This window comes from Stutzerimonas chloritidismutans (assembly GCF_038562055.1).
In the GTDB taxonomy this organism is placed as follows: domain Bacteria; phylum Pseudomonadota; class Gammaproteobacteria; order Pseudomonadales; family Pseudomonadaceae; genus Stutzerimonas; species Stutzerimonas chloritidismutans_A.
Genome location: NZ_JBCFXD010000004.1, coordinates 149366 through 175843, shown reverse-complemented (window position 1 = coordinate 175843; position 26478 = coordinate 149366). Strand labels below are relative to the sequence as shown.

The following is a 26478-nucleotide window of genomic DNA, read 5'->3' as shown; positions in this document are numbered from 1 at the left end:
GATTTTTGCAAAGTGTGTCAGCGATGAATGCGATTTGGCGCAACAGTACCTGGATCCTGCTGGGCGGCTCCTTGATCCTTGCTCTTTCCCTGGGTATCCGGCATGGGTTCGGCCTTTTTCTGCCACCGATGAGCGCCGAATTCGGCTGGGGGCGTGAAACCTTTGCGTTTGCCATTGCCTTGCAGAATCTGATCTGGGGCCTGGCGCAGCCGGTCACCGGCGCGCTGGCGGACCGTTTTGGTGTGGCCCGTGCAGTGCTGCTCGGTGGTGTGCTCTACGCGGTCGGCCTGTTGCTGATGGCGGGCGCGGATTCGCCGGTTTCGTTGTCACTCAGCGCTGGCCTGCTGATCGGGCTGGGGCTTTCCGGCACCTCCTTTTCCGTGATCCTTGGTGCAGTCGGGCGCGCGGTTCCGGTCGAAAAACGCAGCATGGCGATGGGTATTGCCAGCGCAGCGGGTTCGTTCGGGCAGTTTGCCATGCTGCCTGGCACGCTTGGTCTGATTGGCTGGTTGGGCTGGTCGTCGGCCTTGCTTGCGCTGGGTTTGCTGGTGGCGCTGATCATGCCGCTGGCGCTGATGCTGCGCAGCGGACCAGCAGCGCCGGTGACCGGCCCGCAGCAAACGCTGATGGAGGCGCTGCGTGAAGCGGTCAGCCACTCTGGCTTCCGGCTGCTGGCGCTGGGTTTCTTTGTCTGCGGGTTTCAGGTGGTGTTCATCGGTATTCACTTGCCGGCCTATCTGGTCGACAAGCAGTTGCCTGCGATGGCCGGCACGACCGTTCTGGCACTGGTTGGCCTGTTCAACATTATCGGCACCTACACGGCGGGCTGGCTGGGCGGTTGTTATTCGAAGCCGAAATTGCTGACGGCGCTTTACCTGGCCCGGGCCGTAGTAATCAGCGCGTTTTTCTTTGCACCGCTGACGCTGTGGACCGCCTATGCCTTCGGCATCGCTATGGGGCTGTTGTGGCTCTCTACCGTGCCCTTGACCAACGGCACGGTCGCTACGCTGTTTGGCGTGCGCAATTTGTCGATGTTGGGCGGCATCGTGTTTCTGTTCCACCAGATCGGCTCGTTCTTTGGCGGCTGGCTGGGCGGTTGGGTGTATGACACGACTGGTAGTTATGACCTGGTCTGGCAAATTTCCATCGCGCTGAGCCTGATGGCTGCAGCACTCAATTGGCCGATTCGTGAGCAGCCCGTCGAGCGTGTGCGCTTGGCGGCAGGTATGACCTGATGCGCCGCGGCTGGTTATGGGCTGGCGGCGCCCTGTTGGCTTCGCTGCTTTTGGTCGCGGCCTGGTGGGGCTGGCAGCAGGGTGGCCTGGCACTGTTGCAGCTGGGTGTAGGGATCTGTTGATCAATCGTTCGGGTAGTTTTTGCTTCTGTCAGGGAATCAATTGCGCAACGGATGGCTCCAACAGGCGAGACGAAGGAAGGTTGTCGTTGAATCGTAACCTAAGGCCTGTAAAAAGCTGCGGCATGCAGTTATCTGGAGCTACCGAACCATGTCCACTCTTACCGAACTCGCCCAACAGATTGCCCAGCTCTATCCGCTGCAGGACAAACGCGTCGGCAAGCGCTATCGCGTCGTCGGCGAACTCGCCGGGATGACCGAGCTGGAAGAAATCAACGGGGAGCCGAGGTATATCCAGACGCTGGCCCTGAAAGATCGCCAGCGCTGGGATATTGCCGTCTGAAGTAAGTTGCTCAGCTGATCCTTCGGAAAGCGATCAGCCCTACTGGCGACTCACCAGTGATCACTCCGCCACTTCGCGCGCTGTTCATTATCGAGGTAGGTCCAGGCCACGAAGCGGCTGCGCTTTTGCCCCTGGGACATTTCGCATACGCGTACTTGTTGGGCGCCAAGCTTCTTGAGCCGAGCCTGTAGAGCCTGCACGTTGCTCGCTTTCGAAACCAGCGTGCTGAACCAGCAGACTTGTTGGCTCACGCCACGACTTTCTTCCGCCAGCAGCGCGATAAATGCTGCCTCTCCACCTTCACACCAGAGTTCCGCTGCCTGACCGCCGAAGTTAAGCGCGGGCAGTTTGCGCTTGGGGTCGAGCTTGCCAAGGTTGCGCCACTTTCGCTGGCTGCCACTGCTGGCTTCTGCTTGCGAGGCATGGAAGGGTGGATTGCAGAGTGTGACGTCGAAGCGATCGTCGGCCTGCAGCAGAATCTCAAATACGTGGCGAGGGTGCTGCTGCGCGCGCAGTTCAATGCTCTTGCCGAGCTTGTTCGCGGTGACGATGGTACGGGCCGACGCCAGCGCCGTTGCGTCGATATCGGACCCGGTAAAACGCCAGCCGTATTCGCGCAGACCGATCAACGGGTAAATGCAGTTGGCGCCGGTGCCGATGTCCAGTGCGTGAATGCTTGCGCCGCGCGGAATCTCACCAGCGTTTTCGTCAGCCAGCAAGTCGGCCAGACCGTGCAGATAGTCGGCCCGGCCTGGTATCGGCGGGCACAGGTAACCCGGCGGTATATCCCAGTGCACGATTCCGTAGAACTGTTTGAGCAGTGCGCGATTGAAGACGCGGACTGCCTCCGGATCGGCAAAATTGATGCTTTGCTTGCCGTAGGGATTGACGACGACGAACCTCGCCAACTCGGGGCTGCCCGCTATCAGCGCCGGAAAGTCATAGCGCCCGGTATGGCGGTTACGAGGGTGCAGCACGGCCTTCTCGACCGCTGGCTTGGCCTTGCGCGGTGGCGGTGTGGCGGGTCTGGATGTCATGGTCGGCTGCCGCTAGCGGTAAAAGTCCGTATTGTCCCACAGCTTTCACGCCCGACGTGGCACCAGCAGCATCCATACCAGTCCCCATAGCAATGCGCCGGCACCGAGCCAGAAGGCGCTGTGCAGGGAACCGCCCATGCTTAGCCAGACGCCAGTAAGCCAGGGGCCGGCCAGTTGGGTCAGGCTGTAGAGTGCAATCAGCGCTGCTGACAGTCGCGGTCCCTGGTGCGGATGAAGGGCGCGTGCCAGGCGCTGGGTCAGCAACACGGTGCCAAGAAAGGTGCCGCCGACCAGGACGGCACATATCAGGATCCCCGGTGCGCCGGGCAGCAACAGCGCAGCCAGCACACCGACCAGTTGCGTGACATAACTGAAGCGCAGTGCCAGCGTATCGCCGAGCAGAGCGCCGAGGCGGTTCCAGAGCCAGGGTGAGGGCAGGGTAGCCAGTGCGACCACCAACCAGCTGCTCTCCACCAGCATGTCTCCCGGTTCGACCTGCAACCGCGCAACCATCGGCAAGAAGGTCATCGGCAAGATATAACCCATACCGGCGCCTGCATACGAGAGAAACAGCGGTGTACTGGCGCGGTCCAGCAGGCGCGCGCTCCGGGGCTTTGTGGCAGTGCTTTGGGGTTCTTCGGGAGGCAGGTCGAGGCTCGCCAGTTTGCGCCAGCCCCACCATGAGAGCGGGATAGACAGAATCGCCGCAGGCCACCAACGATCAGCACCCTCGAGCACACCGTTGCTTAAGCTGACCATCAAACTGGACACGATCAGCCCAACGCAAGCGCCAAGATAGACCAGGCCACTGGAGGAGACGCGGCGATGACGCGCCAGCCATTCCAGCAGCAGCGAGGGAGCCTGCACAAAAACCAGTCCATTGCTGATGCCATTGAGCAGGCGCAGTGCTGAAAGCACCTCTACCGATTCGGCTTGGGTCTGCGCCAGTGTGGTCCCGACATGCAGTACCAGTGCCCAAGGAAGGCTCCTGCGAATCTGACCAACCTGGTGCCAGCGCAGAGCGAGCAGCGCGCCAATCAGGTAGCCCAGATAATTCCAGCTGGCGACGTTCGCGCCCTGCTGCACGGTGAGCGCGCCGTCCTCCACCAGCCACGGCAGCAGCGGCGTGTAGACGAATCGCCCGAGGCCGTGGACAACCAGCAACAGGGTGGCACCAGCGAGCAGAGCCGGGAACAGGGCGGGGCGTTGAGACATTGACGACTAACCATGCGGGCGAAGAGGCCGAACAGCTTAACGGCGCGCCAGGCAAAGGACCACGCTACTGATGGTTGAGGTGTGCGTTGCGGGTACGCGAATGATGGCTACACCCGCGCCCAGGTTTGGTGCCGCCGAGCGGCACCTGAGTGGATGGTTACGGCTCGCGGTCACGGATAACCGAGAACGGACTTGATCTGCTCCAGGTTGCGCTTGATCCATTGTGGGTCGATCGCGCCCCAGTCGTGGATTCGATAGTGCCCGGCGTTATGCCGCTCGCCGTCGTCCTGCGTAAAGCGGCAGTCGATGTCCAGATCGACAAGCGCCGCCAACGTATCCTGCGCCGTTCTGCGCGGCATTCCGGTTGCGTCTACCAGGGCGGGCACGCTGGTGGCGACACCGCTATCAATCAGCCAGGCAACATACAGACGGCGATAGAAACTGCTTTTGGTTTTGCTGACTGTCATCACGGCTCCATAACAGTGAGGGCTGGGCCCGTTGACCGCCGCGCGTGCGGCTTCGACAGGCCCGCCTGAGTGGCTCAACGCAGCGCGAGCATGCCTATATAGGTCACGGCGCCGGCTGTATAGCCGAGGAAAGCCAGCAGGCTGACGCGCTTTACGTACCAAGTGAAGCTGATCTTTTCCATGCCCATGGCTGCAACGCCTGCGGCCGAGCCAATGATCAGCGTGCTGCCACCCGTCCCGGCGCAATAGGCGAGCATCTCCCAGAAGTTGCCGTCGACGACGAACTGCGACAGCCAAGCGGCTTCAGCGGCTGGCGCAGCATCAAGGGTTTCCGGACTTATCAGCGGGTACATTTTCATCGAGCCGGCGACCAATGGCACGTTGTCCACCACCGCCGAGAGCAGGCCAATGCTGTAATTGATCGGATAGATGTGACCGAGCGAGTCGCGCAGCGCCGTCGCGACCTGGGTCAAATGACCGGCTGTAGCAAGTGCCGCAACGGCCAGCAAGATACCAAGGAAGAACAGCACGCTTGGGGTATCAACCTTGCGCAGGACACCCACGACCGAAAGCGGGTGCTTGTGATCGTCTTCCTTGTGACGATGCAGGAACTCGGTTGTGACCCAGAGCACGCCGAGCCCGAACAGGATGCCCATATAGGGTGGCAGGTGGGTCACGGTCTTGAAGACCGGCACGAATACCAACGCACCAATGCCGAGTGCCAATACCAGGTTGCGTTCGAATGCCGTCGTGGCTGGCGGATTACTCTCGGCCAAGTGCGCTCGAGCACCCGGGCGGGGCACTTCGCCGCGCATGCTGAAGCTGAGGATCAGCAGCGGAACAAGCAGGCAGACCAGGCTCGGGATAAACAATCCGACAATCACCCCTGAGGCGGTGATCTGGTTACCAATCCAGAGCATGGTGGTGGTGACGTCGCCAATCGGCGACCAGGCGCCGCCCGCGTTGGCGGCGATCACCACGACGCCGACGAACAGCCAGCGTTCGGGGCGGCCGCGGATCAGTTTGCGCAGCAGCGAGACCATGACGATGGTGGTGGTCAGGTTGTCCAGCGCGGCGGACAGGAAGAAGGTCAGGAAGCCGATGATCCACAACAGGTGCACGCGCTTGCGCGTCTGGATCCGGTCAGTGATGACCTTGAAACCTTCGTGGGAATCGATGAGTTCGACGATGGTCATGGCGCCGAGCAGGAAGAACAAAATCTCTGAGATTTCGCCCAGATGATGTCTCAGCGATTCGACTACAAAGGCTGAAGGTTCGCCTGGGTTATGCGCGGCAGATGGCAACAGCGGCACGATGGATTCCGCACCGAGTATCAATGCGGTCCAGCACAGCACGGCTGTGAGGATTGCAGCGGCGGCCTTGTCAATTTTCAGCGGATGCTCGAAGGCTATGCATAGATAGCCCAGAACAAATAGAACAGCCATGAGTACATACATCGGAGGGGCTCCATTTTTTATAAACCGTGCCGGGCCATTCGGGTTGTTGTTCTGGCTCGGGGCTGACAGGCTAAAAAAAATGGGCGACTGGCGGTGCGAGAGAATTAAGTAACCGCGGTACGGAAGGTTTTACCTGCGTCGTGAACGGTTGCGCGTAGGGCAAACCGCCTCGGGTTTGCTTCGCTGCTGACTTACTTCATGTCGTGGAGCTTTCCGCGTGGGTTCAGGCCTGTCAGTTGCAATTCGTTATTGTCGGATGCGGCATAGTGTACTAGCGGCGCTGAAGGCGACTTGTCATCAATCAAGCGCAGTTATCTAAGCAAAAAGGCCAGCACAACAAGTGCTGGCCTTTCGCTTGTTTACAGGCTGGCGATGCGCTCGCGCTGCTCGAGCAGTCTGGCTTTGGCTTGTTCAGCCTCCGCCAGTTTGGCGCGCTCCTTGTCGATGACTTCGGCGGGCGCCTTGTCGACAAAGCCGGCGTTGCCGAGCTTGCCGCCTACGCGCTTCACTTCGCCGTCCAGTCGACCTATCTCCTTGTCGAGCCGGGCAAGTTCGGCGTCCTTGTCGATCAGGCCGGCCATGGGCACCAGCACCTGCATGTCACCGACCAGCGCCGTGGCCGACAGCGGCGGTTCTTCGCCTTGGGCGAGGACGCGAACGCTTTCCAGCTTGGCCAGTTTCTTCAGTAGCGGTTCGTTATCGGCGAGGCGACGCTGGTCTTCGGCCGAGGCGTCGGCCAGCACTACATCGATGCGCTTGGCCATTGAGATATTCATCTCGCCGCGGATCTGGCGGATACCCAGCATGAGGGCCTTGACCCACTCGACATCACCTTCAGCAGCTTCGTCGATGCGCTCCGGGTTGAATTCCGGCCAGGATTGCAGCATCAGTGTCGGCCCGGACTTGCCGGCCAGCGGTGCGACGCGCTGCCAGATTTCTTCGGTGATGAAAGGCATGAACGGATGTGCCAGGCGCAGCGCCGTTTCCAGTACCCGAACCAGCGTGCGCCGCGTGCCGCGCTGGCGTTCGACGCTGGCCGCTTCGTCCCACAGGACCGGTTTGACCAGTTCCAGGTACCAGGCGCAATACTCGTCCCAGATGAACTCATACAGGGCTTGAGCGGCCAGGTCGAAGCGGAAGGCCTCGAGCTGACGGGTGACCTCGGCTTCGGTGCGCTGCAGCGAGGAAATGATCCAGCGATCCACCGACGACAGCTCAACGGGTTCGTCATTGATCCCCGTGTCCTTGTCCTCGGTGTTCTCGAAGACGAAGTTGGCGGCGTTCCAGATCTTGTTGCAGAAGTTGCGATAACCCTCGACGCGACCCATGTCGAACTTCACGTCGCGACCGGTAGAGGCCAGCGAGCAGAAGGTGAAACGCAGGGCGTCGGTGCCGTAGCTGGCAATGCCCTCAGGAAACTCGGTGCGGGTCTGCTTGGCGATCTTCTCGGCCAGCTTGGGCTGCATCATGCCGCTGGTACGTTTCTGCAGCAGCTCGTCGAGTGTAATGCCGTCGACGATATCCAGTGGGTCAAGGACGTTGCCCTTGGATTTGGACATCTTCTGACCTTGGCCATCACGAACGAGCCCGTGCACGTATACGGTCTTGAACGGAATCTGCCCGGTCAGATGGGTCGACAGCATGATCATCCGGGCTACCCAGAAGAAGATGATGTCGAAGCCGGTGACCAATACGTCGGTAGGGTGGAAGGTCTTGAGGAAATCGGTCTGCTCGGGCCAGCCGAGAGTGGAGAAAGTCCACAGTCCGGAGCTGAACCAGGTATCCAGCACGTCCTCGTCCTGACGCAGTTCAACGTTGTTGCACAGGTTGTACTTGCTGCGTACCTCCACTTCGTCGCGGCCGACGTAGACATTGCCCGCTTCGTCGTACCAGGCCGGAATACGGTGGCCCCACCACAGCTGACGGCTGATGCACCAGTCCTGGATGTCGCGCATCCAGCTGAAGTACATGTTCTCGTACTGCTTGGGCACGAACTGGATGTCGCCGCTTTCGACGGCGGCGATGGCCTTCTCGGCCAGCGGCTTGGTAGAAACGTACCACTGGTCGGTCAGCCACGGCTCGATGATGGTGCCGGAGCGGTCGCCGCGGGGTACTTTCAGCCCGTGGTCGTCGATCTTTTCCAGCAGGCTCATGGCGTCGAATTCGGCGACGATGGCCTTGCGCGCATCGAAGCGGTCCATGTGGGCGTAGCCGTCCGGCAGACTGCCGTCGATCTTGTCGTTCAGCGAGCCGTCGATGTTGAACACCTGGGCACGCGCCAGGATGCAGGCGTTTTGATCGAAGATGTTGATCAGCGGCAGGTGATGACGCTTGCCCACCTCGTAGTCGTTGAAGTCATGTGCCGGGGTGATTTTCACGCAGCCGGTGCCGAATTCGAGGTCGACGTAATCGTCGGCGATGATCGGGATCAGGCGGTTCACCAGCGGCAGCATGATGTGGCGGCCGATGAGGTTCTTGTAGCGCTCGTCCTCAGGGTGCACCGCGACCGCAGCGTCGCCCAGCATGGTTTCGGGCCGGGTGGTCGCTACGACCAGATAATTCTCGCCATCGGCCGTCTTGCAACCATCGGCCAACGGATAGCGCAGATGCCAGAGGTGACCTTTCTCATCATGGTTCTCGACTTCAAGATCGGAGATCGCGGTGTGCAGCTTGGTGTCCCAGTTGACCAGGCGCTTGCCGCGGTAGATGAGGCCATCTTCGTGCAGGCGGACAAAGGCTTCCTTTACGGCGTTGGATAGCCCTGCGTCCATGGTGAAGCGCTCACGCGACCAGTCCACCGAAGAACCTAGACGGCGGATCTGACGGGTGATGTTGCCGCCGGATTCTTCCTTCCACTCCCAGACCTTGTCGAGAAACTTCTCGCGGCCCAGGTCGTGACGGTTGACGCCCTGAGCGCCCAGTTGACGCTCCACCACCATCTGAGTGGCGATGCCGGCATGATCGGTGCCGGGCTGCCACAAGGTGTTGCGACCCTGCATCCGCCGGAAACGAATCAGTGCATCCATGATGGCATTGTTGAAACCATGACCCATATGCAGGCTGCCGGTGACGTTCGGCGGCGGGATCATGATGGTGTAGGGCTCGCCTGAACCTTGGGGCGCGAAATAATTGTTCGATTCCCAGGTCTGGTACCAGGAGGTTTCGATGGCGTGCGGCTGGTAGGTCTTGTCCATGCGGCGGGACCCTTAGAACGGCTGATCGGAAAAGCGGGCAAGTATAAAGGCAAAGTGGATGATCGGCAGGGTTGCGATGCCGCTTTTGTCCTGCTGGCACAGCTGAGGGCGCGTGAATGCCTTTTCCGGCGCAGCGTGTGCCTTTGTCGTCAGCGAGTCAGGAGCGATGGGACTTGATCAGCTGCGCGGCGCGTGCCTCCAGGCGAACCCGCAGTTCGGCTTCGATCTGGGGCACGAAATCATCGATGACCTCTTGCAGGATGAGTTGCGCGGCATTTCTCAGCTCGTGGTCGAGATGACGCTCGGCAAGCGTTCGGAAGGCTGTACGCACGGCAGGCTCGCGTGGTTCGATCTCCGGTTCGGCTGCTGGTGCCTGTTCGACGATGTCCGAAAGCAGCGGAATGCTGTCTGGATCCAGCGTTTCACTCAGCAGTGGAGCGTCCTGGTCGCCCAGCAGCGTGCGAATGGATTCCAGGTCATCTAGAAGGTGGGCTTTAGGGGGGCGCGATTGCGTCATGTACGGGGCATCCGGAATTGAGCGTCCAGGCGTGTTAAGGCGATCCTGATCGGGCATTGGCCCAGAAGCTATTGATGTCCATCGGTGGCAGGCTTGGCGACTCCTTCGCTTGCAGCCATCGTGCGTTACAGTTCGACTCTCTTTGGATCATAGCCACGCTGCCGATAGAGGCGAAAGTTGTCCCGGCAGACGGTCAGTAGCTCAGGCTGCTGATTGACGATCTCGATCACCCGGCTGAACTGGTCGGTATGCGGCGATAGCGTCGTTGAAAGGTTGATCAGCAAGCCCTGTACCGAGGCGGGTGGCTGCTCTGTACCAATCACCACAGGGGCAAGTGGATCGACCCCATGCAGTTCATGCGGGATGAAACGTTCTGCACGAAAGGTCCACAGAAGCTCGTCGAGTTCATTGCACTGCTGGTCGTCCTGGCACCGAATGAACACCGACAGGCCGTGCTGCCAGCCTTTGCTTGCCAACTGGCAGGCCGCTCTCGCGCGGCCCGCCTGCTCGCTGTCAGGCAATACGTAGAACTCGATCCGAGTCATGCCGGGTTTACGCTCGTTACGCTCGTGTCGTTCATGCCTGCTCGGCTCGGTCCAGCAGGTACTGGGTCAGCAGGGGAACCGGACGTCCCGTTGCGCCTTTTTCCTTGCCGCCACTGATCCACGCAGTACCGGCGACGTCCAGGTGCGCCCAGGGGTAGGCCTTGGTGAAGCGTGAAAGGAAACAGGCCGCGGTGATGGTGCCGGCCTTGGGGCCGCCGATGTTGGCGATGTCGGCGAAGGGGCTGTCGAGCTGTTCTTGATACTCGTCAAACAGCGGCAATTGCCAGGCGCGGTCGTCGGCTTTCTGACCGGCGCCCAGTACTTGCTGCAGCAGTTCGTCGTTGTTGCCTAGCAGGCCGGACGTGTTGCTGCCCAGCGCTACGATGCAGGCGCCGGTCAGGGTGGCCACGTCGATCACCGCGCGTGGCTTGAAACGCTCGGCATAGGTCAGGGTGTCGCAGAGCACCAAACGGCCTTCGGCGTCGGTGTTGAGGATCTCAACGGTCTGGCCGCTCATGGTGGTGACTATGTCGCCGGGGCGGGTGGCGTTGCCGCTCGGCATGTTTTCCGCGCAGGCGAGTAGGCCGACAAGATTGATCGGCAGTTCAAGCTCCAAGGCAGCGCGGAAGGTGCCGAGCACACTGGCGGCACCGCACATGTCGTACTTCATTTCGTCCATGCCCTGGCCGGGTTTGAGGCTGATGCCTCCGGTGTCGAACGTGATGCCTTTGCCGACCAGTGCGTAGGGCTGTTCGCCTTTTTTGCCGCCGTTGTATTGCATGACCACGATGCAACCGGGTTGATCACTGCCTTGGGATACAGCGAGAAACGAGCCCGCGCCAAGTTCACGCAGCTTCTTTTCGTCCAGAATCTCGACTTTCAGGCCTTTGAAGGTCTTGCCGAGCTGCTTGGCCTGATCGGCCACGTAGTTGGGATGGCAGATATTCGGCGGCAGGTTGCCAAGGTCACGGGCGAAGCTCATGCCGGCGGCAATCGCGGCGGCGTGACGAGCAGCCTGCTCGACGCGTTCCTGATCCGCTTTGTCAGTTAATAGGGTGATCTTGCCGAGCTTGGGTTCGTCGTTCTTCTTGCTCTTGAACTGGTCAAACACGTACTGGCCATCGGCCAATACCTCGACCAGCATGCGAGCACGTGCATAGGTATCACGGTCCTTGACCTGCACATCTTGTAGGGCAAAGGTCGCATCGCTTCCGGCAAGGCCTTTGAGTACTCCGAGGACGGCTGCGGCGATCTTTCGCCACTGGCGCCCGTCGCGCTCGTCGTCCTTGCCGGTGCCAACCAGTAGAACGCGATCGGCCTTGATGTTTGGCAGACCGTGCAGCAACAGCGTCTGTCCCGCTTTGCCTTTCAGGTCGCCGCGCTTGAGCACTGTACTGATCGCGCCGCCGGTGGCCTGGTCGACGGTTTGGGCTGTTGCACCGAGCAGACCCTCTTCGCCAACGGGCAGAACCAGGGTGGCTGTTTTTGCGGCAGCGGCTTTGGTGTTCTTTACAACGAATTCCATGGCGTCGAGTCCCCAAGACAAAGAGTCGGGTTTGCAGGATAATGCCGGGCTTATTTTCCGGTGGTTCGTCTACCGGGGCGTTGGAAAATGCTGAGTGACTCCAACGCTCTGTTACGTACGGGCCGGCTGCTTGGTGGCTAGTTTGAGCGTAGCCGCCGGAGCCTGACAACCCTGGAGTGTCCGGTTTGATCGTCTTTCGTTACCTGTCCCGTGAGCTTCTGGTCACCCTTAGCGCGGTAAGTGCCGTGCTGCTGGTCATCATCATGAGCGGGCGTTTCATCAAATACCTGGCGCAGGCCGCACAGGGGCTGCTCGATCCCGGTGTGCTGCTGATGATCATGGGGTTCCGCCTGCCGGGGTTCCTCCAGCTGATTCTGCCGCTAGGCCTGTTTCTCGGTATTCTGCTGGCCTACGGGCGGCTCTATCTCGACAGTGAAATGACCGTGCTTTCAGCTACCGGCATGAGTCAGCGCCGTCTGCTGACCTATAGCTTGGCGCCGGCTGCGCTGGTCGCCGGGCTGGTCGGCTGGCTGAGTCTAGGGCTGGCGCCTCAGGGTGTAGCAGAGGTTGATCGTATCCTTAATGAACAGGATTCACTGACTGAGTTCGACACGCTGGTGCCGGGTCGCTTTCAGACCCTGCGCGATGGCACACGCGTGACCTATACCCGCGAGCTGACTGCTGATCGTACCGAGTTGGCCGGCGTGTTTATCTCCGAAACCAACCTCTCCAGCGCGACCGGCGAAAAGCGCGGGCTCTCCGTTCTGGTAGCCGAAAGCGGACGTCAGGAGATCCAGCCTGACGGCAGCCGTTATCTGATTCTGGAAAACGGCTACCGCTATGACGGCAACCCGGGACAGGCCGATTATCGGGCAATCCAGTACGACACTTATGGCGTGCTGTTGCCCCGGCCGGAGGTCAGCGTCGAGTTGAGCGAGCGTGAATCAATGCCGACGCTCGATCTGCTTGGGAGTGACGACATTCGTCTGCAGTCCGAGCTGCAGTGGCGTCTGTCGCTGCCACTGCTGGTGTTCATCGTCACGTTGCTCGCGGTCCCGCTGTCGAAAGTGAATCCGAGGCAGGGGCGTTTCTTGAAGCTGCTGCCCGCAATCCTTCTGTATATGGCCTACCTCGCGTTGCTCATCGCTGCCCGGGGTTCGCTGGACAAGGGTCGAATCCCTCCGGCGTTGGGGCTCTGGTGGGTGCACGGAATCTTCTTCGCGATAGGGATGCTGATGCTTTATTGGGAACCGCTGAGGCTTGCAATCAGCAAGCGCCGCAGTCTGTCGAGGGCTGCCCATGCGTAAGCTTGATCGCTACATTGGCAGCCACGTTCTGCTGGCGATTCTGACGGTACTCGGCATTATTGTCGGCCTTGCATTGCTGTTCGCGTTTATCGACGAACTGGGTGATGTGAAAGGTAGCTACGGCACGTTGAACGCCGCCGTTTACGTACTGCTCACCACGCCGTCCCGGATCTACGAAATGTTGCCGATGGCCGCCTTGATCGGCTGCCTTATCGGGCTTGGCACACTGGCGAGCAGTAGCGAGCTGACCATCATGCGGGCTGCCGGCGTGTCTCTCGGGCGCATCGTGCTGGCTGTGATGAAACCGATGCTGCTACTGCTTCTGGTCGGTGTGCTGATAGGTGAATATCTATCGCCTTGGAGCGAAAACATCGCACAGGCCACTCGCTCTTCGGCACAGGGCGCTGGCGAAGCGCAGAGCAGCAAGCGCGGGCTCTGGCATCGCCAGGGTGACGAATTTGTGCATATCAATGCGGTGCAGCCGAGTGGTCTGCTGCTCGGAGTCACCCGCTACCGATTTGACGAAAAGCGTCAGTTGTTGTCCGCAAGTTTTGCCCGCCGCGCACGCTACGAGGACGAGCAGTGGTTGCTCAGCGATGTTGCTACGACGCATTTCCGAGGCGATCACACTGAAGTAACGAAAGTCGCCGAGGAGCGTTGGGATGTTCAGCTCACGCCTCAGCTGGTCGGTACTGTCGTGATGGAGCCAGATGCGTTGTCGATCACCGGGTTGTGGCGCTATATCCACTATTTGGGTGAACAGGGACTGAACAATGGTCGCTACTGGCTGGCATTCTGGAGCAAGGTATTGCAGCCAGCGGTGACAGTGGCGCTGGTGTTGCTGGCAATCTCTTTCATTTTTGGACCGTTGCGCTCCGTAACGCTCGGTCAGCGTATCTTCACCGGTGTCATTGTTGGTTTCGTGTTCCGCATTTTGCAGGACCTGTTGGGTCCGGCAAGCCAGGTGTTCGGCTTCTCGCCGCTGCTGGCAGTGGCGGTGCCGGCGACTGTCTGCGCGCTGGCAGGTGTCTGGCTATTGCGGCGGGCGGGGTGATCGCAGTTCCGCAGGCTCGAAATCTGGGCCTGCGGGGTTTGATCAGTCGAGCAAGAATGACTCGCCGTCTGGCGCTATTTTTTATGGATGTTCTTTGGTAGCTGCACGACCTGGCTCTCCGAGTAGATGTCATGCCAGGTTCTCCGCTTCTTGTCGATCAGCATCCACCAATAGCCCAGCCCCAGGGCAAGCCAGGACATGATCGCAATCAGGAAGCGCAGCAGGGCCTGCCACAGGTCGATGGCGCTGCCATCGGCATTCTGTATGCGCACGCCCCATACTTGCATTCCAAGAGTCTGGCCGTTATGTGTCCAGAACTTGGCAAAGAAGGCGAACAGGGTGAACAGCAGTAGCGTCGAGAGGATCGGATCTATATCGAGTCCGCCGGATTCCGCCACTGCTTTGAGGCCTTCGTTTCCATAAAAAAAACGCAAGAGCACCTGCTGGTAGAACAGCGTAACCACCATCATCAGTGCGATCGACAGGAAAGCATCATAGAAGATGGCGGCGAGTCGACGAACCAGGCCGGCGGCAGGAAACGGGCCTTGCGGGCTGAGTGGGTGGTTGCGCATGCATATTGTCTCGCTAGGAAAGGCAGTGGCGCATTCTACGGAAGCGCGCGCATAAAAAAGCCCCTGATGTTGCCATCAGGGGCTTTCGGAGCGGGGCTTATTCCTGGATTTGTACCTGGTCAGCCTGCATGCCCTTTTGACCTTGTACAGCTACAAAGCTGACTTTCTGGCCTTCTTTAAGGCTCTTGAAGCCATTGCCTTCGATCGCGCGGAAATGCACGAACAGATCCGGACCGCTCTCGGGAGTGATGAAACCAAAACCTTTTTCGTCGTTAAACCACTTGACGGTACCGTTCTGACGATTCGACATAGCTTTGTATCCTTGAAACTCAATAGTGGAAGCGCCTCTGCAAATGCAGAAAGCGGAAACTGGTTGCAAGGAGTAAAGAGTCGAACGGATGTAGCGGATCTTGAGATCTACTGCACCAGGCCACGATTCAACAGCGACCCATGCAAACACAGTGGGCACACTCTACGATAACTCGCTGGGCGATGCCAAGCCCTTGGAGCCATAGATTATGCCCACCGCAAGCGGTGCTTACAGTGCTATTTGGTGCTGCGGAAATTCGACTTATCGCAGTTTGGTTCAGACGGTGCTGTATGGCGCGCCGCCAGTACGAAACTTTTTCCATGAAGCGTAAGGCTTGCTTCAGCAGGGCGCTGTTGGCCTGTCGCAGGTCGGTGAAACCGCTTCTCGCTGCGGGTCCCCCCATCAGAAGCGATAGCTGCTTCTGGTCACTGAAGTATGGTGCCTCGAGAGAGACTCGAACTCTCACGTTGTTACCAACGGCGGATTTTGAATCCGCTGCGTCTACCGATTCCGCCATCGAGGCTCAGTGGCGGCGCAGTATAGGGATGCATTGCGGAGCGGTCAATCGTCTGGCGTAGTAAGAATGAGGTGTTTCCGCTAAGCTTTGCGCCCCCTGTTGTTCCGTGCTGATCTTTTCAATGCAAGTCTCCGCTTTTTCCTTCGATCTCCCTGATTCGCTGATCGCTCGACATCCATTGGCCGAGCGTCGTGCCAGTCGGTTGCTGACGCTCGACGGTTCGACCGGTACGCTTGGTCACCACCGTTTCGTTGAGTTGCTCGATTACGTGCGCGCCGGCGACCTGATGGTTTTCAATAACACAAGGGTGATTCCGGCGCGTCTGTTCGGCCAGAAAGCGTCTGGCGGCAAAGTCGAAGTGCTGATCGAACGTGTGCTCGATGGTCGCCGGGTGCTGGCGCATATCCGATCCAGCAAATCGCCCAAGCCAGGGAGTGGAATTCACATCGACGGCGGCGGCGAGGCGCTGATGCTGGCACGGCATGATGCACTGTTCGAATTGGCGTTCGATCAGGACGTGTTGCCCTTGCTGGAGCGCGTCGGTCATATGCCGTTACCCCCCTATATCGATCGGCCTGACGATGCCGCGGACCGTGAGCGCTATCAGACGGTCTATGCCCAGCGGGCGGGCGCAGTGGCTGCACCGACTGCCGGATTGCATTTCGATGCCGAGTTGCTGGATGCCCTTCGTGACAAAGGCGTTGAGAGTTCGTTTGTCACCCTGCATGTAGGTGCGGGCACCTTTCAGCCCGTGCGTGTCGAGCGCATCGAAGAGCACCATATGCACAGTGAATGGCTCGAAGTTGATCAGGCCGTTGTCGATGCGGTGGCAGCTTGCCGTGCCCGAGGCGGCCGCGTAGTGGCTGTGGGTACTACCAGTGTGCGTTCGCTGGAGAGTGCGGCGCGCGACGGTGTGCTGAAGCCTTTTAGTGGCGATACCGACATTTTTCTCTATCCGGGCAAGCCATTTCACGTGGTCGACGCGCTCGTCACCAACTTTCATTTGCCTGAATCAACCCTGCTGATGCTGGTGTCTGCGTTTGCGGGCTATCCAGAAACCATGGCTGCCTATGCCGAGGCCATCGCCGAGGGTTATCGCTTCTTCAGTTACGGCGATGCCATGTTTATCACACGCAATCCAGCCCCATGCGGCCCCGAGGATTCCCAATGAGTCGTACCTGTCACATGTCCTTCGAGCTGCTGGCGACCGAGGGGCGAGCGCGCCGCGGCCGTCTGACCTTTCCGCGCGGTACCGTGGAAACCCCGGCCTTCATGCCGGTGGGTACCTACGGCACGGTGAAAGGCATGCTGCCGCGCGATATTGAGGGGATCGGAGCGCAGATTATCCTCGGCAATACGTTCCATCTGTGGCTGCGGCCCGGTACCGAAGTGATCAAGGCGCACGGAGATCTGCATGACTTCATGCAGTGGCAGGGGCCGATCCTGACGGACTCCGGTGGCTTTCAGGTGTTCAGCTTGGGGGCGATGCGCAAAATCAAGGAGGAGGGCGTTTATTTCGCCTCGCCAGTCGACGGGGCCAAAGTCTTCATGGGCCCTGAAGAGTCGATGCAGGTTCAGCGTGATCTTGGCTCCGACATCGTAATGATCTTCGATGAGTGCACGCCTTACCCGGCGGACGAGGACGTTGCGCGTCGCTCCATGGAGTTGTCGCTGCGGTGGGCCAAGCGTTCAAAAGACGCCCACGGCGATAGTCCGGCGGCACTGTTCGGCATCGTGCAGGGCGGCATGCACGAGTCGCTGCGCATGCGCTCACTGGAAGGCTTATGCGAGATCGGTTTTGACGGTCTGGCGATCGGCGGGCTTTCCGTTGGAGAGCCAAAAGAAGAGATGATTCGTGTGCTTGATTTTCTGCCATCACGGATGCCGGCCGATAAGCCCCGCTACTTGATGGGCGTTGGCAAGCCGGAAGACCTCGTCGAAGGTGTGCGTCGTGGGGTGGATATGTTCGATTGCGTGATGCCGACCCGTAATGCGCGAAACGGGCACTTGTTTACCGATGTCGGGGTGGTCAAGATCCGCAACGCCTCGCACCGCTACGATAATTCGCCGCTGGATCCGGACTGTGATTGTTACACCTGCAGACACTTCTCTCGAGCCTACCTGCATCATCTGGATAAATGCGGCGAAATGTTAGGCAGCATGCTCAATACGATCCACAACTTGCGGCACTATCAGCGCCTGATGGCTGGTTTACGCGAAGCTATTCAACAGGGTACATTGGCGGCCTTTGTCGACGCCTTCTATGCCAAGCGCGGCCTGCCAACGCCGCCGCTTGCGTGACGAATCCATAACTTAACTGATCTCTGCAACAGGAGTGCTACATGAGCTTTCTGATTCCCGCCGCCTACGCTCAAGAGGCTGCCGCTGGTCCCGCTGGTAGTGGTTTCGAGTGGTTGTTTCTGGTCGGCTTTCTGGTCATCTTCTATCTAATGATCTGGCGCCCGCAGGCCAAGCGTGCAAAAGAGCATAAGAACCTGATCGGCGGCCTGCAGAAGGGCGACGAAGTGGTAACTTCCGGCGGTATCGCTGGCAAGGTCACCAAGGTTTCTGATGACTTCGTTGTGATCGAAGTCTCCGACTCGGTGGAGCTGAAGTTCCAGAAGGTGGCGATCGCCGCAACGCTGCCCAAGGGCACGCTGAAGGCCATCTGAGCTGACTTCTACTCAACACCAACGACGGGGCGCGCAAGGCGCCCCGCGTCATTAGACGGGCTGCGTCATGCTCAATAGATTCCCCCTCTGGAAATATTTGCTGATAGTGGTAGTGCTCGGCATTGCCATCATTTATTCGGCGCCCAATCTCTATCCGGATGATCCGGCAGTTCAGATCACCGGCGCTGCCACCTCGCTAAATGTCACTGAAGCCGATCTCGACCAGGCGAGCAAAGCGCTTGCCGAGGCCGGTATCGAAGTCAAGGCTGCAAGCCTTGACGAGCAGGGGCGGGGCGGCCTGTTGCGATTGACTGATCAGGACGATCAGCTGCCTGCCAAGGATGTGGTGCGTCGTGCGCTGGGCGATGCCTATGTGGTTGCGCTCAATCTTGCGCCCACGACGCCAGAGTGGCTGCGTGACTTGGCTGCAAGCCCGATGAAGCTGGGCCTGGATTTGTCCGGTGGTGTGCATTTCCTGCTCGAAGTCGACATGGAAAAAGCCATCGAAACGCGCCTCAACGTTTACGAGGGTGAGGTCAAGAGCCTGTTGCGCAAGGAGCGCGTTCGTTATCGCAGCCTTCCTCTGGCTGAAAATGCTGTGCAGCTAGGTTTCGCCGACGAGGCCACGCTTTCGGCTGCTCAGTCGCTGATCCGCAAGAACTTCAACGATTTTGAGCTGACGTCCACCGAGCGCAACGGCCAGCAGGTGCTGCGTCTGGCCATTACCGAGGCCAAGCTGGCGGAGATCCGCGAGTATTCGATCAAGCAGAACCTGACCACCGTCCGTAACCGGGTCAATGAGTTGGGAGTCTCCGAGCCGTTGGTTCAGCGTCAGGGTGCCAACCGCATCGTGGTTGAGCTTCCGGGGGTTCAGGATACGGCTGAAGCCAAACGTATCCTGGGCAAGACTGCGAACCTCGAGTTCCGGCTGGCGGCCGAAGCTGACGCCGCCCGAGCGACAACCGAGACCTTCGAGTTCCGTGAGGAGGGGCGTCCACCTGTCCAGCTTGAGCGCAATCTGATCATTACTGGCGACCAGGTCACCGACGCTCAGGCCAGCTATGACGAGAACGGCCGGCCTCAGGTGAACATCCGTCTGGATGGCCACGGCGGCGATCTGATGAACCGCGCCACTCGCAACAACGTTGGGCGCAGCATGGCGGTTGTGTTCATCGAGCAGCGGCCGACAACGCGCTACGTCAAGCAGATGGTCGACGGCGTTGAGCAGGAAGTGCGCGTCGAGACCTTCCAGGAAGAGAAAAAAGTCATCAGCCTGGCAACTATCCAATCTCCGTTGGGCAGTCAGTTCCGTATCACTGGTCTTGACGGTCAGGGTGAGTCATCCGAGCTGGCATTGCTCCTTCGTGCGGGGGGGCTGGCCGCACCGATGTACTTTGCCGAAGAGCGCACCATCGGCCCAAGCTTGGGCGCTGAAAACATTCAGCTCGGTGTCGAGGCGGCGATGTGGGGCTTCCTGTTCGTCGCCGTGTTCATGGTGCTGATCTACAAGTTCTTCGGGATACTGGCTACCGTCGCGCTGCTGTTCAACATGATTGTGTTGACGGCTTTGATGTCGATGCTGGGCGCTACGCTGACGCTGCCGGGTATCGCCGGTATCGTGTTGACGATGGGCATGGCGGTTGATGCCAACGTGCTGATTTTCTCGCGAATTCGCGAGGAGATTGCCAACGGCATGTCAATTCAACGCGCCATCCATGAAGGCTTCGATCGCGCGTTTTCGGCGATTGTTGACGGCAACCTTACGACCCTGCTGGTGGGCGGCATTCTCTTCGCCATGGGAACCGGGCCGATCAAGGGTTTCGCCGTTACGCTCTCACTCGGGATCATGACGTCCATGTTCACCGCCGTCATCGTGACTCGAGCCATGGTCAACCTGATCTACGGTGGCCGTGATCTCAAGAAGTTGTGGATTTAAGGGGCTAGCACGATGAAACGCGTAATCAACTTTATGGGCGTTCGTCATGTGGCGTTTGCCCTGACCGTGGTGCTCACGCTGGTCTCGCTGGCTAGTTTGGCGGTGAAGGGGCTTAACTTCGGTCTCGACTTCACCGGCGGCACGCTAATCGAGCTCTCTTACGAACAGCCGGTTGCTCTGGATCAGGTGCGCTCTCAGCTTGCCGGCTCCGGTTTCAATGAAGCTGTGGTTCAGAGCTTTGGTGCCACCACGGATGTTCTTGTGCGCATGCCAGGCGATGATCCACTGCTTGGCGAGCGTATTGCCGAAGCCCTGCGCAGTGGCGAGGCGGGCAGTGCAGTGACCGTCAAGCGTGTGGAGTTTGTTGGTCCTGCCGTGGGTGAGGAGTTGCGGGACCAGGGCGGTCTAGGCATGTTGCTCGCCCTGGGCGGCATTCTGGTGTATGTCGCGTTCCGCTTTCAGTGGAAGTTCGGCTTGGGCGCGGTGTTGTCATTGTTCCACGACGTGATTCTTGTGCTTGGGATCTTCTCGCTGTTCCAGATCTCCTTTGATCTGACGGTGCTGGCGGCGGTATTGGCGGTGATCGGTTATTCATTGAACGACACCATCGTGATCTTCGACCGAATCCGTGAAAACTTCCGCATGCTGCGCAAGGCGGAGCTGCTCGAGAACATCAACATCTCCACCACCCAAACGCTACTGCGGACCCTGGCTACTTCGGTGTCCACGCTACTTGCGGTGGGCGCGCTGATGTACTTCGGTGGCGAGAATCTGTGGGGTTTCTCCCTGGCGCTTTTGATCGGGGTTGGTGCGGGTACCTACTCATCGGTCTATGTGGCGGGGATGCTGCTGGTGTGGCTGAATCTGACCCGCGAAGATCTGATTCCACCGGTTGTCGAAGAGGTGGACGAACTTCCCTGATTCGAACTTCCGGCAGTCTGATGAGTCAAAGGCGCCGCCGCGAGCCTGGCTCGTCAGATGAAGGAAGATGCAGTGAACAAGTCAATGTTGGTCGGTATCGTACTGGGCGCTGTTGTGGTGAGCGCTGGTGGTGCTTTTGCAACTTATGCGCTGGTTGATCGAGGGCCTGAATTCGCCAGCGTTCTAGCCGTTAATCCCGTCAAGGAGACCGTCAAGACGCCTCGTGAGGTATGCAAGGACGTGACGGTCAGTCGCCAGAGGCCTGTACAGGACAGCAATCGTATTGCCGGTACGGCCGTGGGTGCGGTGGTCGGTGGGCTGCTCGGAAACCAGATTGGCGGCGGCAACGGCAAAAAGATTGCCACGGTAGCCGGTGCGGTGGGCGGTGGTTATGCCGGGAATCAGGTGCAAGGCCGCATGCAGGCGAATGACACCTATAGCACAACGGAAACCCGTTGCAGTACAGTCACCGATACTCATCAGAAGATCATTGGCTATGAGGTGAAGTACGACCTCGACGGCACGGTCGGGCAGGTTCGGATGGATCGCGATCCTGGTCAGAAAATTCCGGTCCATGACGGGCGTTTGGTGCTGACACAGCAGTAAGTCGATATAAAAAAACGCCCAGATGGGCGTTTTTTTTTGCGGCGTATGGTTACCGTTTCAGTGCTGGAGTCAGATGGGGCTGGATGGCGGTAAGGACTGCCTTGAAGCACTTGGTGTTGCCCGCAACGATTTGGCCCTTTTCAAGGTATTCATGGCTGCCAGTGAAGTCACTGACCAGGCCGCCGGCTTCTTGAATCAGCAGGGCGCCTGCGGCCATGTCCCATTCGGACAGGCCAAACTCCCAAAACGCGTCATAGCGACCGGCCGCGACATAGGCCAGATCTAGGCTGGCAGCCCCGGCGCGGCGAATCCCTGCGGTTTGCCCAACCAGGCTTCGGAACATATTGAGGTAGCTATCGAGATTGTCCAACTGGCTGTCGCGGAACGGGAATCCCGTGCCGAGAAGTGCGCCTTCCAGGCTCTTGCGTGCACTGACGCGCAGGCGGCGTCCGTTGAGTGCCGCGCCGCGACCCCGGCTGGCAGTAAACTCTTCCTGGCGAACCGGATCGATCACCACGGCGTGTTCGAGGCGGCCACGATATTTGCAAGCGATGCTGACTGCGAAGTGAGGTACGCCGCGTAGAAAGTTGGTGGTCCCGTCTAGTGGGTCAATCACCCAGAGGTAATCCTTGCCGTCCCCGCTACCTTCCAGTAGTCCGCCTTCCTCGCCAAGGATTCCGTGGTTTGGATAGGCTTTGCGCAGCGCCGTAACGATCAGTTGTTCGGCTGTGCGGTCGATTTCCGAGACGTAATCGCGCGCGTCCTTTTCGCTAACCGAGATCACGTCCAGGCGCTCGGTGGAACGAACAATCATTTCGCCAGCGCTACGGGCGGCGCGCAGCGCGATATTCAGCATGGGCTGCATCGATCAAATACCTGGTCGTTTAAAGAAAGCCGGCAATTCTATCAGAAACCGGCGCTGCATGTTGCTCGCCAAGCGCACGGTCAGGTGGTTAATAGCGAATATGCGGATCCTTGCTGTAAGCTCTCCGTCTGCTTTCTGATTGAGAAAAAACAGTGTCGCTTCAGAGCATTCGCGTAGTGTTGGTCAACACCAGTCACGCTGGGAATATCGGGGGGGCAGCCCGCGCCATGAAAAATATGGGTTTAACGCGCCTGGTGTTGGTGGATCCAGAGGATTTTCCGAGTCCGAACGCCGTCGCTCGAGCCTCGGGCGCAACTGATATTCTGGATTCAGCGCAGATCGTAGCGACGCTTGAGGAGGCCTTGGTTGGCTGCAGCCTGGTGTTGGGCACGAGTGCGCGAGATCGTCGCATTCCTTGGCCGCTTCTGGATCCGCGCGAAACCGGTACGGTCTGCCTTGAGCAGGTCGAGCGGGGCGGTGAGGTGGCGTTGGTATTTGGGCGCGAATATGCAGGGCTCACCAATGAAGAGCTCCAGCGCTGCCAGTACCATGTGCATATCCCTTCAGATCCTGCCTTCAGTTCGCTGAACCTGGCTGCTGCGGTGCAAGTGCTTGCCTATGAGGTGCGCATGGCCTGGCTGGCGGCAAACGATCAGCCTAGCAAGCAAGAAAAACTCGAAACAACGTCGATGCTCGACACTCAGCCGGTTACAGCCGATGAGCTCGAACATTATTACGGTCATCTTGAGCAAACCTTGGTCGAAATTGGCTTCCTTGATCCTCAGAAACCCAGGCATCTGATGCCGCGGCTGCGCCGGCTTTACGGTCGTTGCGGTATCAGCAAACTTGAAATGAATATCTTGCGCGGAATCCTTACCGAGACCCAAAAGACCGTGCGCGGCGAACCCCACAAGCGGAGAGGTGATTGATGTTCGAAGGCATGCGCGAAGATATCCAGAGCGTTTTCCATCGCGATCCGGCAGCGCGTAACGCATTCGAAGTGATCACCTGTTACCCGGGTCTGCACGCTGTCTGGTTTCATCGGGTATCTCACTGGCTTTGGGTCAACAATTGCAAATGGCTGGCACGGATGAACTCAAATCTGGCCCGTTGGCTGACTGGCATCGAAATCCATCCGGGCGCGCAAATAGGGCGGCGTTTCTTTATTGATCATGGTATGGGGATCGTCATCGGCGAGACGGCCCAGATAGGCGATGACGTAACGCTCTACCATGGGGTGACCCTGGGCGGTACCAGCTGGAATAAGGGTAAGCGTCACCCCACGCTTGAAGATGGGGTAATCGTGGGTGCCGGCGCGAAGATTCTTGGCCCGTTCACTGTGGGCGCGGGCGCGAAGATCGGGTCTAACGCGGTGGTGACGCGTGCGGTACCGGCCGGGGCGACCGCCGTTGGTATCCCGGGTCGGGTGATTGCCAAGGCCGATGACGAGCAAGAGGCCAAGCGCAAAGCGATCGCTGAGAAGATCGGTTTCGATGCCTACGGTGTTACCGAGGACATGCCTGATCCGGTGGCGCGCGCTATCGGCCAGCTGCTCGATCACGTCCAGGCGGTCGAGGAGCGTATGGATGGCATGTGTCAGGCATTAACCGCGCTTGGCAGCGATTATTGCGCAAAGCAGATGCCGGAATTGCGTGAGGAGGATTTCGCTGAGGTCAAGCGCGCCGGCGAAGAGCCTCGCTCCTGAAATGCGACAGGGTGGGCGAGCTGTTATCATGCAGGTTCGCCTGCGGTCGAGTCTGTGTGGCTCGCGCTTCTGGCATCTTTCCCGTGCGGCTAAAGTCCGAGTGATTTAATGGGACTTATAGTTGATCTAAATAGTCGGGTATTGCATACTTGCCTCAAACCATGATGCTTGGTGCGAACCGATGCGATTGACTACCAAAGGCCGTTACGCCGTCACTGCGATGCTCGACCTTGCGCTGCATGCGCAACACGGTCCGGTATCTCTCGCGGATATTTCCGAGCGGCAAGGCATCTCGCTTTCCTATCTTGAACAGCTGTTTGCCAAGCTGCGTCGCGGTAGCCTGGTGACGAGTGTTCGTGGGCCAGGGGGTGGCTATCAGCTTTCTCGCGAAATGGCGGGCATTCAGGTTGCGCAGGTCATCGATGCGGTGAACGAGTCGGTAGATGCCACGCGATGCCAAGGCTTGGGTGACTGCCACTCGGGGGATACGTGTCTGACCCACCATCTGTGGTGCGACTTGAGTCAGCAGATCCATGAGTTTCTGACTGGCATCAGTCTGGCGGATCTGGTGATGCGCCGCGAGGTTCAGGAAGTGGCTCTGCGTCAGGATATGCGCCGCGCCAATGGCCAGACTCCGCAACTGGATAAGATTGAAGCGTCCGCCATTGAATGAGCAGGACGACAGCCTGATAGGAGATACCTGATGAAGTTGCCAATTTACCTGGATTATTCCGCTACCACACCGGTTGATCCTCGCGTCGCCGAGAAGATGGTCGAATGCCTGACTGCCGAAGGTAACTTTGGTAACCCGGCGTCGCGCTCCCATGCCTTCGGCTGGAAAGCCGAGGAAGCAGTGGAGAATGCACGTCGACAAGTCGCCGAGCTGGTCAATGCTGATCCTCGTGAGATCGTTTGGACCTCGGGTGCGACCGAGTCGGATAATCTGGCGATCAAGGGCGCGGCGCATTTCTACGCGTCCAAGGGCAAGCACATCGTAACCAGCAAGATCGAGCATAAGGCTGTTCTTGATACGACTCGCCAGCTTGAGCGCGAGGGGTTCGAAGTAACCTACATCGAGCCTGGCGAAGATGGTGTGATCACGCCAGCGATGGTTGAGGCGGCGCTACGCGACGACACAGTGCTGGTTTCCATCATGCACGTGAACAACGAGATCGGAACGATCAACGATATCGCCGCTATTGGTGAGCTCACCCGTTCGCGTGGTGTGCTGTTCCACGTCGATGCTGCGCAGTCGACAGGAAAGGTTGAGATCGATCTGGAAAAAATGAAGGTCGATCTGATGTCCTTCTCTGCTCACAAGACATACGGTCCCAAAGGTGTCGGTGCTCTGTATGTGCGGCGCAAGCCGCGTGTGCGTCTTGAAGCGCAGATGCATGGCGGTGGACATGAGCGTGGCATGCGCTCTGGGACGCTGGCAGCGCACCAGTCAGTGGGCATGGGTGAGGCGTTCCGCATTGCCAAAGAAAAAATGGCTACAGAAAACGAGCGTATCACTCAGCTACGCGACCGCTTCTTCAAGCAGGTTGAGCATCTGGAAGAGCTTTATGTGAATGGCAGTATGACTGCGCGGGTGCCACACAACCTCAACCTGAGTTTCAACTATGTTGAAGGCGAGTCGCTGATCATGGCGCTCAAGGATCTGGCGGTTTCCTCTGGTTCGGCCTGTACCTCTGCTTCGCTGGAACCGTCCTATGTGCTCCGGGCACTAGGTCGTAATGACGAACTGGCACATAGCTCGATCCGTTTTACCTTCGGTCGTTTCACCACCGAAGAGGAAGTTGATTACGCCGCGCAGAAGGTCAGCGAGGCGGTCACGAAATTGCGTGAGCTTTCACCCTTGTGGGACATGTTCAAGGATGGCGTCGATATTTCTCAGGTCGAGTGGGCTGCCCACTGATTTGAAACGTCGAGTTCCGCATAGCCTGATTCAAAGAGGATTGCACCATGGCATACAGTGATAAGGTCATTGACCATTACGAAAATCCCCGCAACGTCGGCAAGTTCGACGCTGAGGATCCTTCCATCGGTACCGGCATGGTTGGCGCGCCGGCGTGCGGCGATGTAATGCGACTGCAGATCAAGGTCAACGAGCAAGGCGTGATCGAAGATGCCAAGTTCAAGACCTACGGTTGCGGTTCGGCCATTGCTTCCAGCTCCCTCGCCACCGAGTGGATGAAGGGCAAGACGCTGGAAGAAGCGGAAACCATCAAGAACACTCAGCTCGCTGAAGAGCTAGCACTGCCGCCGGTGAAAATCCATTGCTCGGTATTGGCGGAGGATGCCATCAAGGCAGCCGTTCGCGATTACCGCGAGAAAAAAGGGTTGCCGCAGGCCTAAG

At 59.0% G+C, this 26478-nt stretch carries 27 protein-coding genes and 1 tRNA gene; 16 read left to right on the top strand and 12 right to left on the bottom strand.

Features of this window, described 5'->3' with window-relative positions; genetic code table 11:
• Positions 1-23 precede the first annotated feature (23 nt).
• The 3 genes from AAGW23_RS08955 (at position 24) to AAGW23_RS08945 (ending at position 1697) form a co-directional block, all read left to right on the top strand.
• Positions 24-1235, top strand: a complete 1212-nt coding sequence (locus AAGW23_RS08955) for an MFS transporter (RefSeq protein ID WP_342406126.1) — start codon at positions 24-26, stop codon at positions 1233-1235.
• Entirely contained in the window at positions 1235-1357 is a 123-nt protein-coding gene (locus tag AAGW23_RS08950) for a hypothetical protein (protein ID WP_342406125.1), read from the top strand. Before AAGW23_RS08955 ends, AAGW23_RS08950 begins: the two co-directional genes overlap by 1 nt.
• A 148-nt stretch (positions 1358-1505) precedes the next feature.
• Positions 1506-1697: a hypothetical protein gene (locus AAGW23_RS08945; protein WP_045425197.1), complete on the top strand. Its 192-nt coding sequence runs from the start codon at positions 1506-1508 to the stop codon at positions 1695-1697.
• 50 nt (positions 1698-1747) lie between these two features.
• Here AAGW23_RS08945 and rlmF read toward each other — a convergent pair whose 3' ends face one another.
• The 8 genes from rlmF to AAGW23_RS08905 all read right to left on the bottom strand — a co-directional run bounded on the left by rlmF (position 1748) and on the right by AAGW23_RS08905 (position 11654).
• On the bottom strand, positions 1748-2734 hold the full coding sequence (gene rlmF / locus AAGW23_RS08940) for a 23S rRNA (adenine(1618)-N(6))-methyltransferase RlmF (protein WP_342406122.1): 987 nt from the start codon (positions 2732-2734) through the stop codon (positions 1748-1750).
• Positions 2735-2779: 45 nt separating this feature from the next.
• Complete coding sequence (locus tag AAGW23_RS08935; RefSeq protein WP_342406121.1) at positions 2780-3949, bottom strand: YbfB/YjiJ family MFS transporter; 1170 nt, start codon at positions 3947-3949, stop codon at positions 2780-2782.
• A gap of 170 nt (positions 3950-4119) precedes the next feature.
• Positions 4120-4416: a winged helix-turn-helix domain-containing protein gene (locus AAGW23_RS08930; protein WP_342406120.1), complete on the bottom strand. Its 297-nt coding sequence runs from the start codon at positions 4414-4416 to the stop codon at positions 4120-4122.
• A gap of 74 nt (positions 4417-4490) precedes the next feature.
• On the bottom strand, positions 4491-5873 hold the full coding sequence (gene nhaD, locus AAGW23_RS08925; RefSeq protein WP_342406119.1) for a sodium:proton antiporter NhaD: 1383 nt from the start codon (positions 5871-5873) through the stop codon (positions 4491-4493).
• Positions 5874-6232: 359 nt separating this feature from the next.
• Positions 6233-9067 (bottom strand): valine--tRNA ligase, encoded by a 2835-nt coding sequence (locus tag AAGW23_RS08920; RefSeq protein WP_342406118.1) that lies wholly within the window; start codon positions 9065-9067, stop codon positions 6233-6235.
• Between the two features lie 157 nt (positions 9068-9224).
• Positions 9225-9584, bottom strand: coding sequence for a DNA polymerase III subunit chi (locus AAGW23_RS08915; protein WP_342406116.1), 360 nt, complete (start codon positions 9582-9584; stop codon positions 9225-9227).
• Between the two features lie 125 nt (positions 9585-9709).
• Entirely contained in the window at positions 9710-10129 is a 420-nt protein-coding gene (locus tag AAGW23_RS08910; protein ID WP_342406115.1) for a DNA polymerase III subunit chi, read from the bottom strand.
• 31 nt (positions 10130-10160) lie between these two features.
• Positions 10161-11654, bottom strand: a complete 1494-nt coding sequence (locus AAGW23_RS08905) for a leucyl aminopeptidase (protein WP_342406114.1) — start codon at positions 11652-11654, stop codon at positions 10161-10163.
• Between the two features lie 185 nt (positions 11655-11839).
• Here AAGW23_RS08905 and lptF point away from each other — a divergent pair, with 185 nt between their 5' ends.
• Together lptF and lptG are read left to right on the top strand one after the other, a co-directional pair.
• Entirely contained in the window at positions 11840-12961 is a 1122-nt protein-coding gene (gene lptF, locus AAGW23_RS08900) for an LPS export ABC transporter permease LptF (RefSeq protein ID WP_342406113.1), read from the top strand.
• Positions 12954-14015 carry an LPS export ABC transporter permease LptG gene (lptG, locus tag AAGW23_RS08895; protein ID WP_342406112.1) on the top strand — a complete coding sequence of 354 codons (1062 nt, stop codon included), beginning with the start codon at positions 12954-12956 and terminating at the stop codon, positions 14013-14015. The genes lptF and lptG overlap by 8 nt, the downstream gene beginning before the upstream one ends.
• 74 nt (positions 14016-14089) lie before the next feature.
• On the opposite strand, the gene AAGW23_RS08890 is transcribed toward lptG, so the two are convergent.
• The 3 genes from AAGW23_RS08890 to AAGW23_RS08880 all read right to left on the bottom strand — a co-directional run bounded on the left by AAGW23_RS08890 (position 14090) and on the right by AAGW23_RS08880 (position 15420).
• On the bottom strand, positions 14090-14587 hold the full coding sequence (locus AAGW23_RS08890) for an RDD family protein (RefSeq protein ID WP_342406111.1): 498 nt from the start codon (positions 14585-14587) through the stop codon (positions 14090-14092).
• 97 nt (positions 14588-14684) lie between these two features.
• Entirely contained in the window at positions 14685-14897 is a 213-nt protein-coding gene (locus AAGW23_RS08885; RefSeq protein ID WP_003284681.1) for a cold-shock protein, read from the bottom strand.
• 436 nt (positions 14898-15333) lie between these two features.
• Positions 15334-15420 (bottom strand) — tRNA-Leu (locus tag AAGW23_RS08880).
• Between the two features lie 115 nt (positions 15421-15535).
• Here AAGW23_RS08880 and queA point away from each other — a divergent pair.
• The 6 genes from queA to AAGW23_RS08850 all read left to right on the top strand — a co-directional run bounded on the left by queA (position 15536) and on the right by AAGW23_RS08850 (position 21549).
• On the top strand, positions 15536-16585 hold the full coding sequence (gene queA, locus AAGW23_RS08875; RefSeq protein WP_342406108.1) for a tRNA preQ1(34) S-adenosylmethionine ribosyltransferase-isomerase QueA: 1050 nt from the start codon (positions 15536-15538) through the stop codon (positions 16583-16585).
• 14 nt (positions 16586-16599) lie between these two features.
• The gene (tgt, locus tag AAGW23_RS08870; RefSeq protein ID WP_342406234.1) at positions 16600-17715 is read left to right on the top strand and encodes a tRNA guanosine(34) transglycosylase Tgt; all 1116 of its coding nucleotides are present in this window, start codon (positions 16600-16602) and stop codon (positions 17713-17715) included.
• Between the two features lie 41 nt (positions 17716-17756).
• Entirely contained in the window at positions 17757-18086 is a 330-nt protein-coding gene (yajC, locus tag AAGW23_RS08865) for a preprotein translocase subunit YajC (protein WP_021209500.1), read from the top strand.
• 67 nt (positions 18087-18153) lie between these two features.
• Positions 18154-20022: a protein translocase subunit SecD gene (gene secD, locus AAGW23_RS08860; RefSeq protein WP_102835899.1), complete on the top strand. Its 1869-nt coding sequence runs from the start codon at positions 18154-18156 to the stop codon at positions 20020-20022.
• 12 nt (positions 20023-20034) lie between these two features.
• The gene (gene secF / locus AAGW23_RS08855) at positions 20035-20943 is read left to right on the top strand and encodes a protein translocase subunit SecF (RefSeq protein ID WP_342406106.1); all 909 of its coding nucleotides are present in this window, start codon (positions 20035-20037) and stop codon (positions 20941-20943) included.
• Positions 20944-21015: 72 nt separating this feature from the next.
• On the top strand, positions 21016-21549 hold the full coding sequence (locus AAGW23_RS08850; protein WP_342406105.1) for a glycine zipper 2TM domain-containing protein: 534 nt from the start codon (positions 21016-21018) through the stop codon (positions 21547-21549).
• A 49-nt stretch (positions 21550-21598) separates the two neighbouring features.
• Here the strand turns inward: AAGW23_RS08850 and suhB are convergent, their stop codons facing one another.
• On the bottom strand, positions 21599-22414 hold the full coding sequence (gene suhB, locus AAGW23_RS08845; RefSeq protein ID WP_342406104.1) for an inositol-phosphate phosphatase: 816 nt from the start codon (positions 22412-22414) through the stop codon (positions 21599-21601).
• A gap of 152 nt (positions 22415-22566) precedes the next feature.
• Here suhB and trmJ point away from each other — a divergent pair, with 152 nt between their 5' ends.
• The 5 genes from trmJ (at position 22567) to iscU (ending at position 26477) form a co-directional block, all read left to right on the top strand.
• Positions 22567-23343 carry a tRNA (cytosine(32)/uridine(32)-2'-O)-methyltransferase TrmJ gene (gene trmJ / locus AAGW23_RS08840; RefSeq protein WP_342406103.1) on the top strand — a complete coding sequence of 259 codons (777 nt, stop codon included), beginning with the start codon at positions 22567-22569 and terminating at the stop codon, positions 23341-23343.
• Positions 23343-24119, top strand: a complete 777-nt coding sequence (gene cysE, locus AAGW23_RS08835) for a serine O-acetyltransferase (protein ID WP_102835903.1) — start codon at positions 23343-23345, stop codon at positions 24117-24119. The genes trmJ and cysE overlap by 1 nt, the downstream gene beginning before the upstream one ends.
• 181 nt (positions 24120-24300) lie before the next feature.
• The gene (iscR, locus tag AAGW23_RS08830; RefSeq protein ID WP_102835904.1) at positions 24301-24792 is read left to right on the top strand and encodes a Fe-S cluster assembly transcriptional regulator IscR; all 492 of its coding nucleotides are present in this window, start codon (positions 24301-24303) and stop codon (positions 24790-24792) included.
• A 30-nt stretch (positions 24793-24822) separates the two neighbouring features.
• The gene (locus AAGW23_RS08825; protein WP_342406102.1) at positions 24823-26037 is read left to right on the top strand and encodes an IscS subfamily cysteine desulfurase; all 1215 of its coding nucleotides are present in this window, start codon (positions 24823-24825) and stop codon (positions 26035-26037) included.
• A gap of 47 nt (positions 26038-26084) precedes the next feature.
• Entirely contained in the window at positions 26085-26477 is a 393-nt protein-coding gene (iscU, locus tag AAGW23_RS08820; protein WP_045425243.1) for a Fe-S cluster assembly scaffold IscU, read from the top strand.
• Position 26478 lies beyond the last annotated feature (1 nt).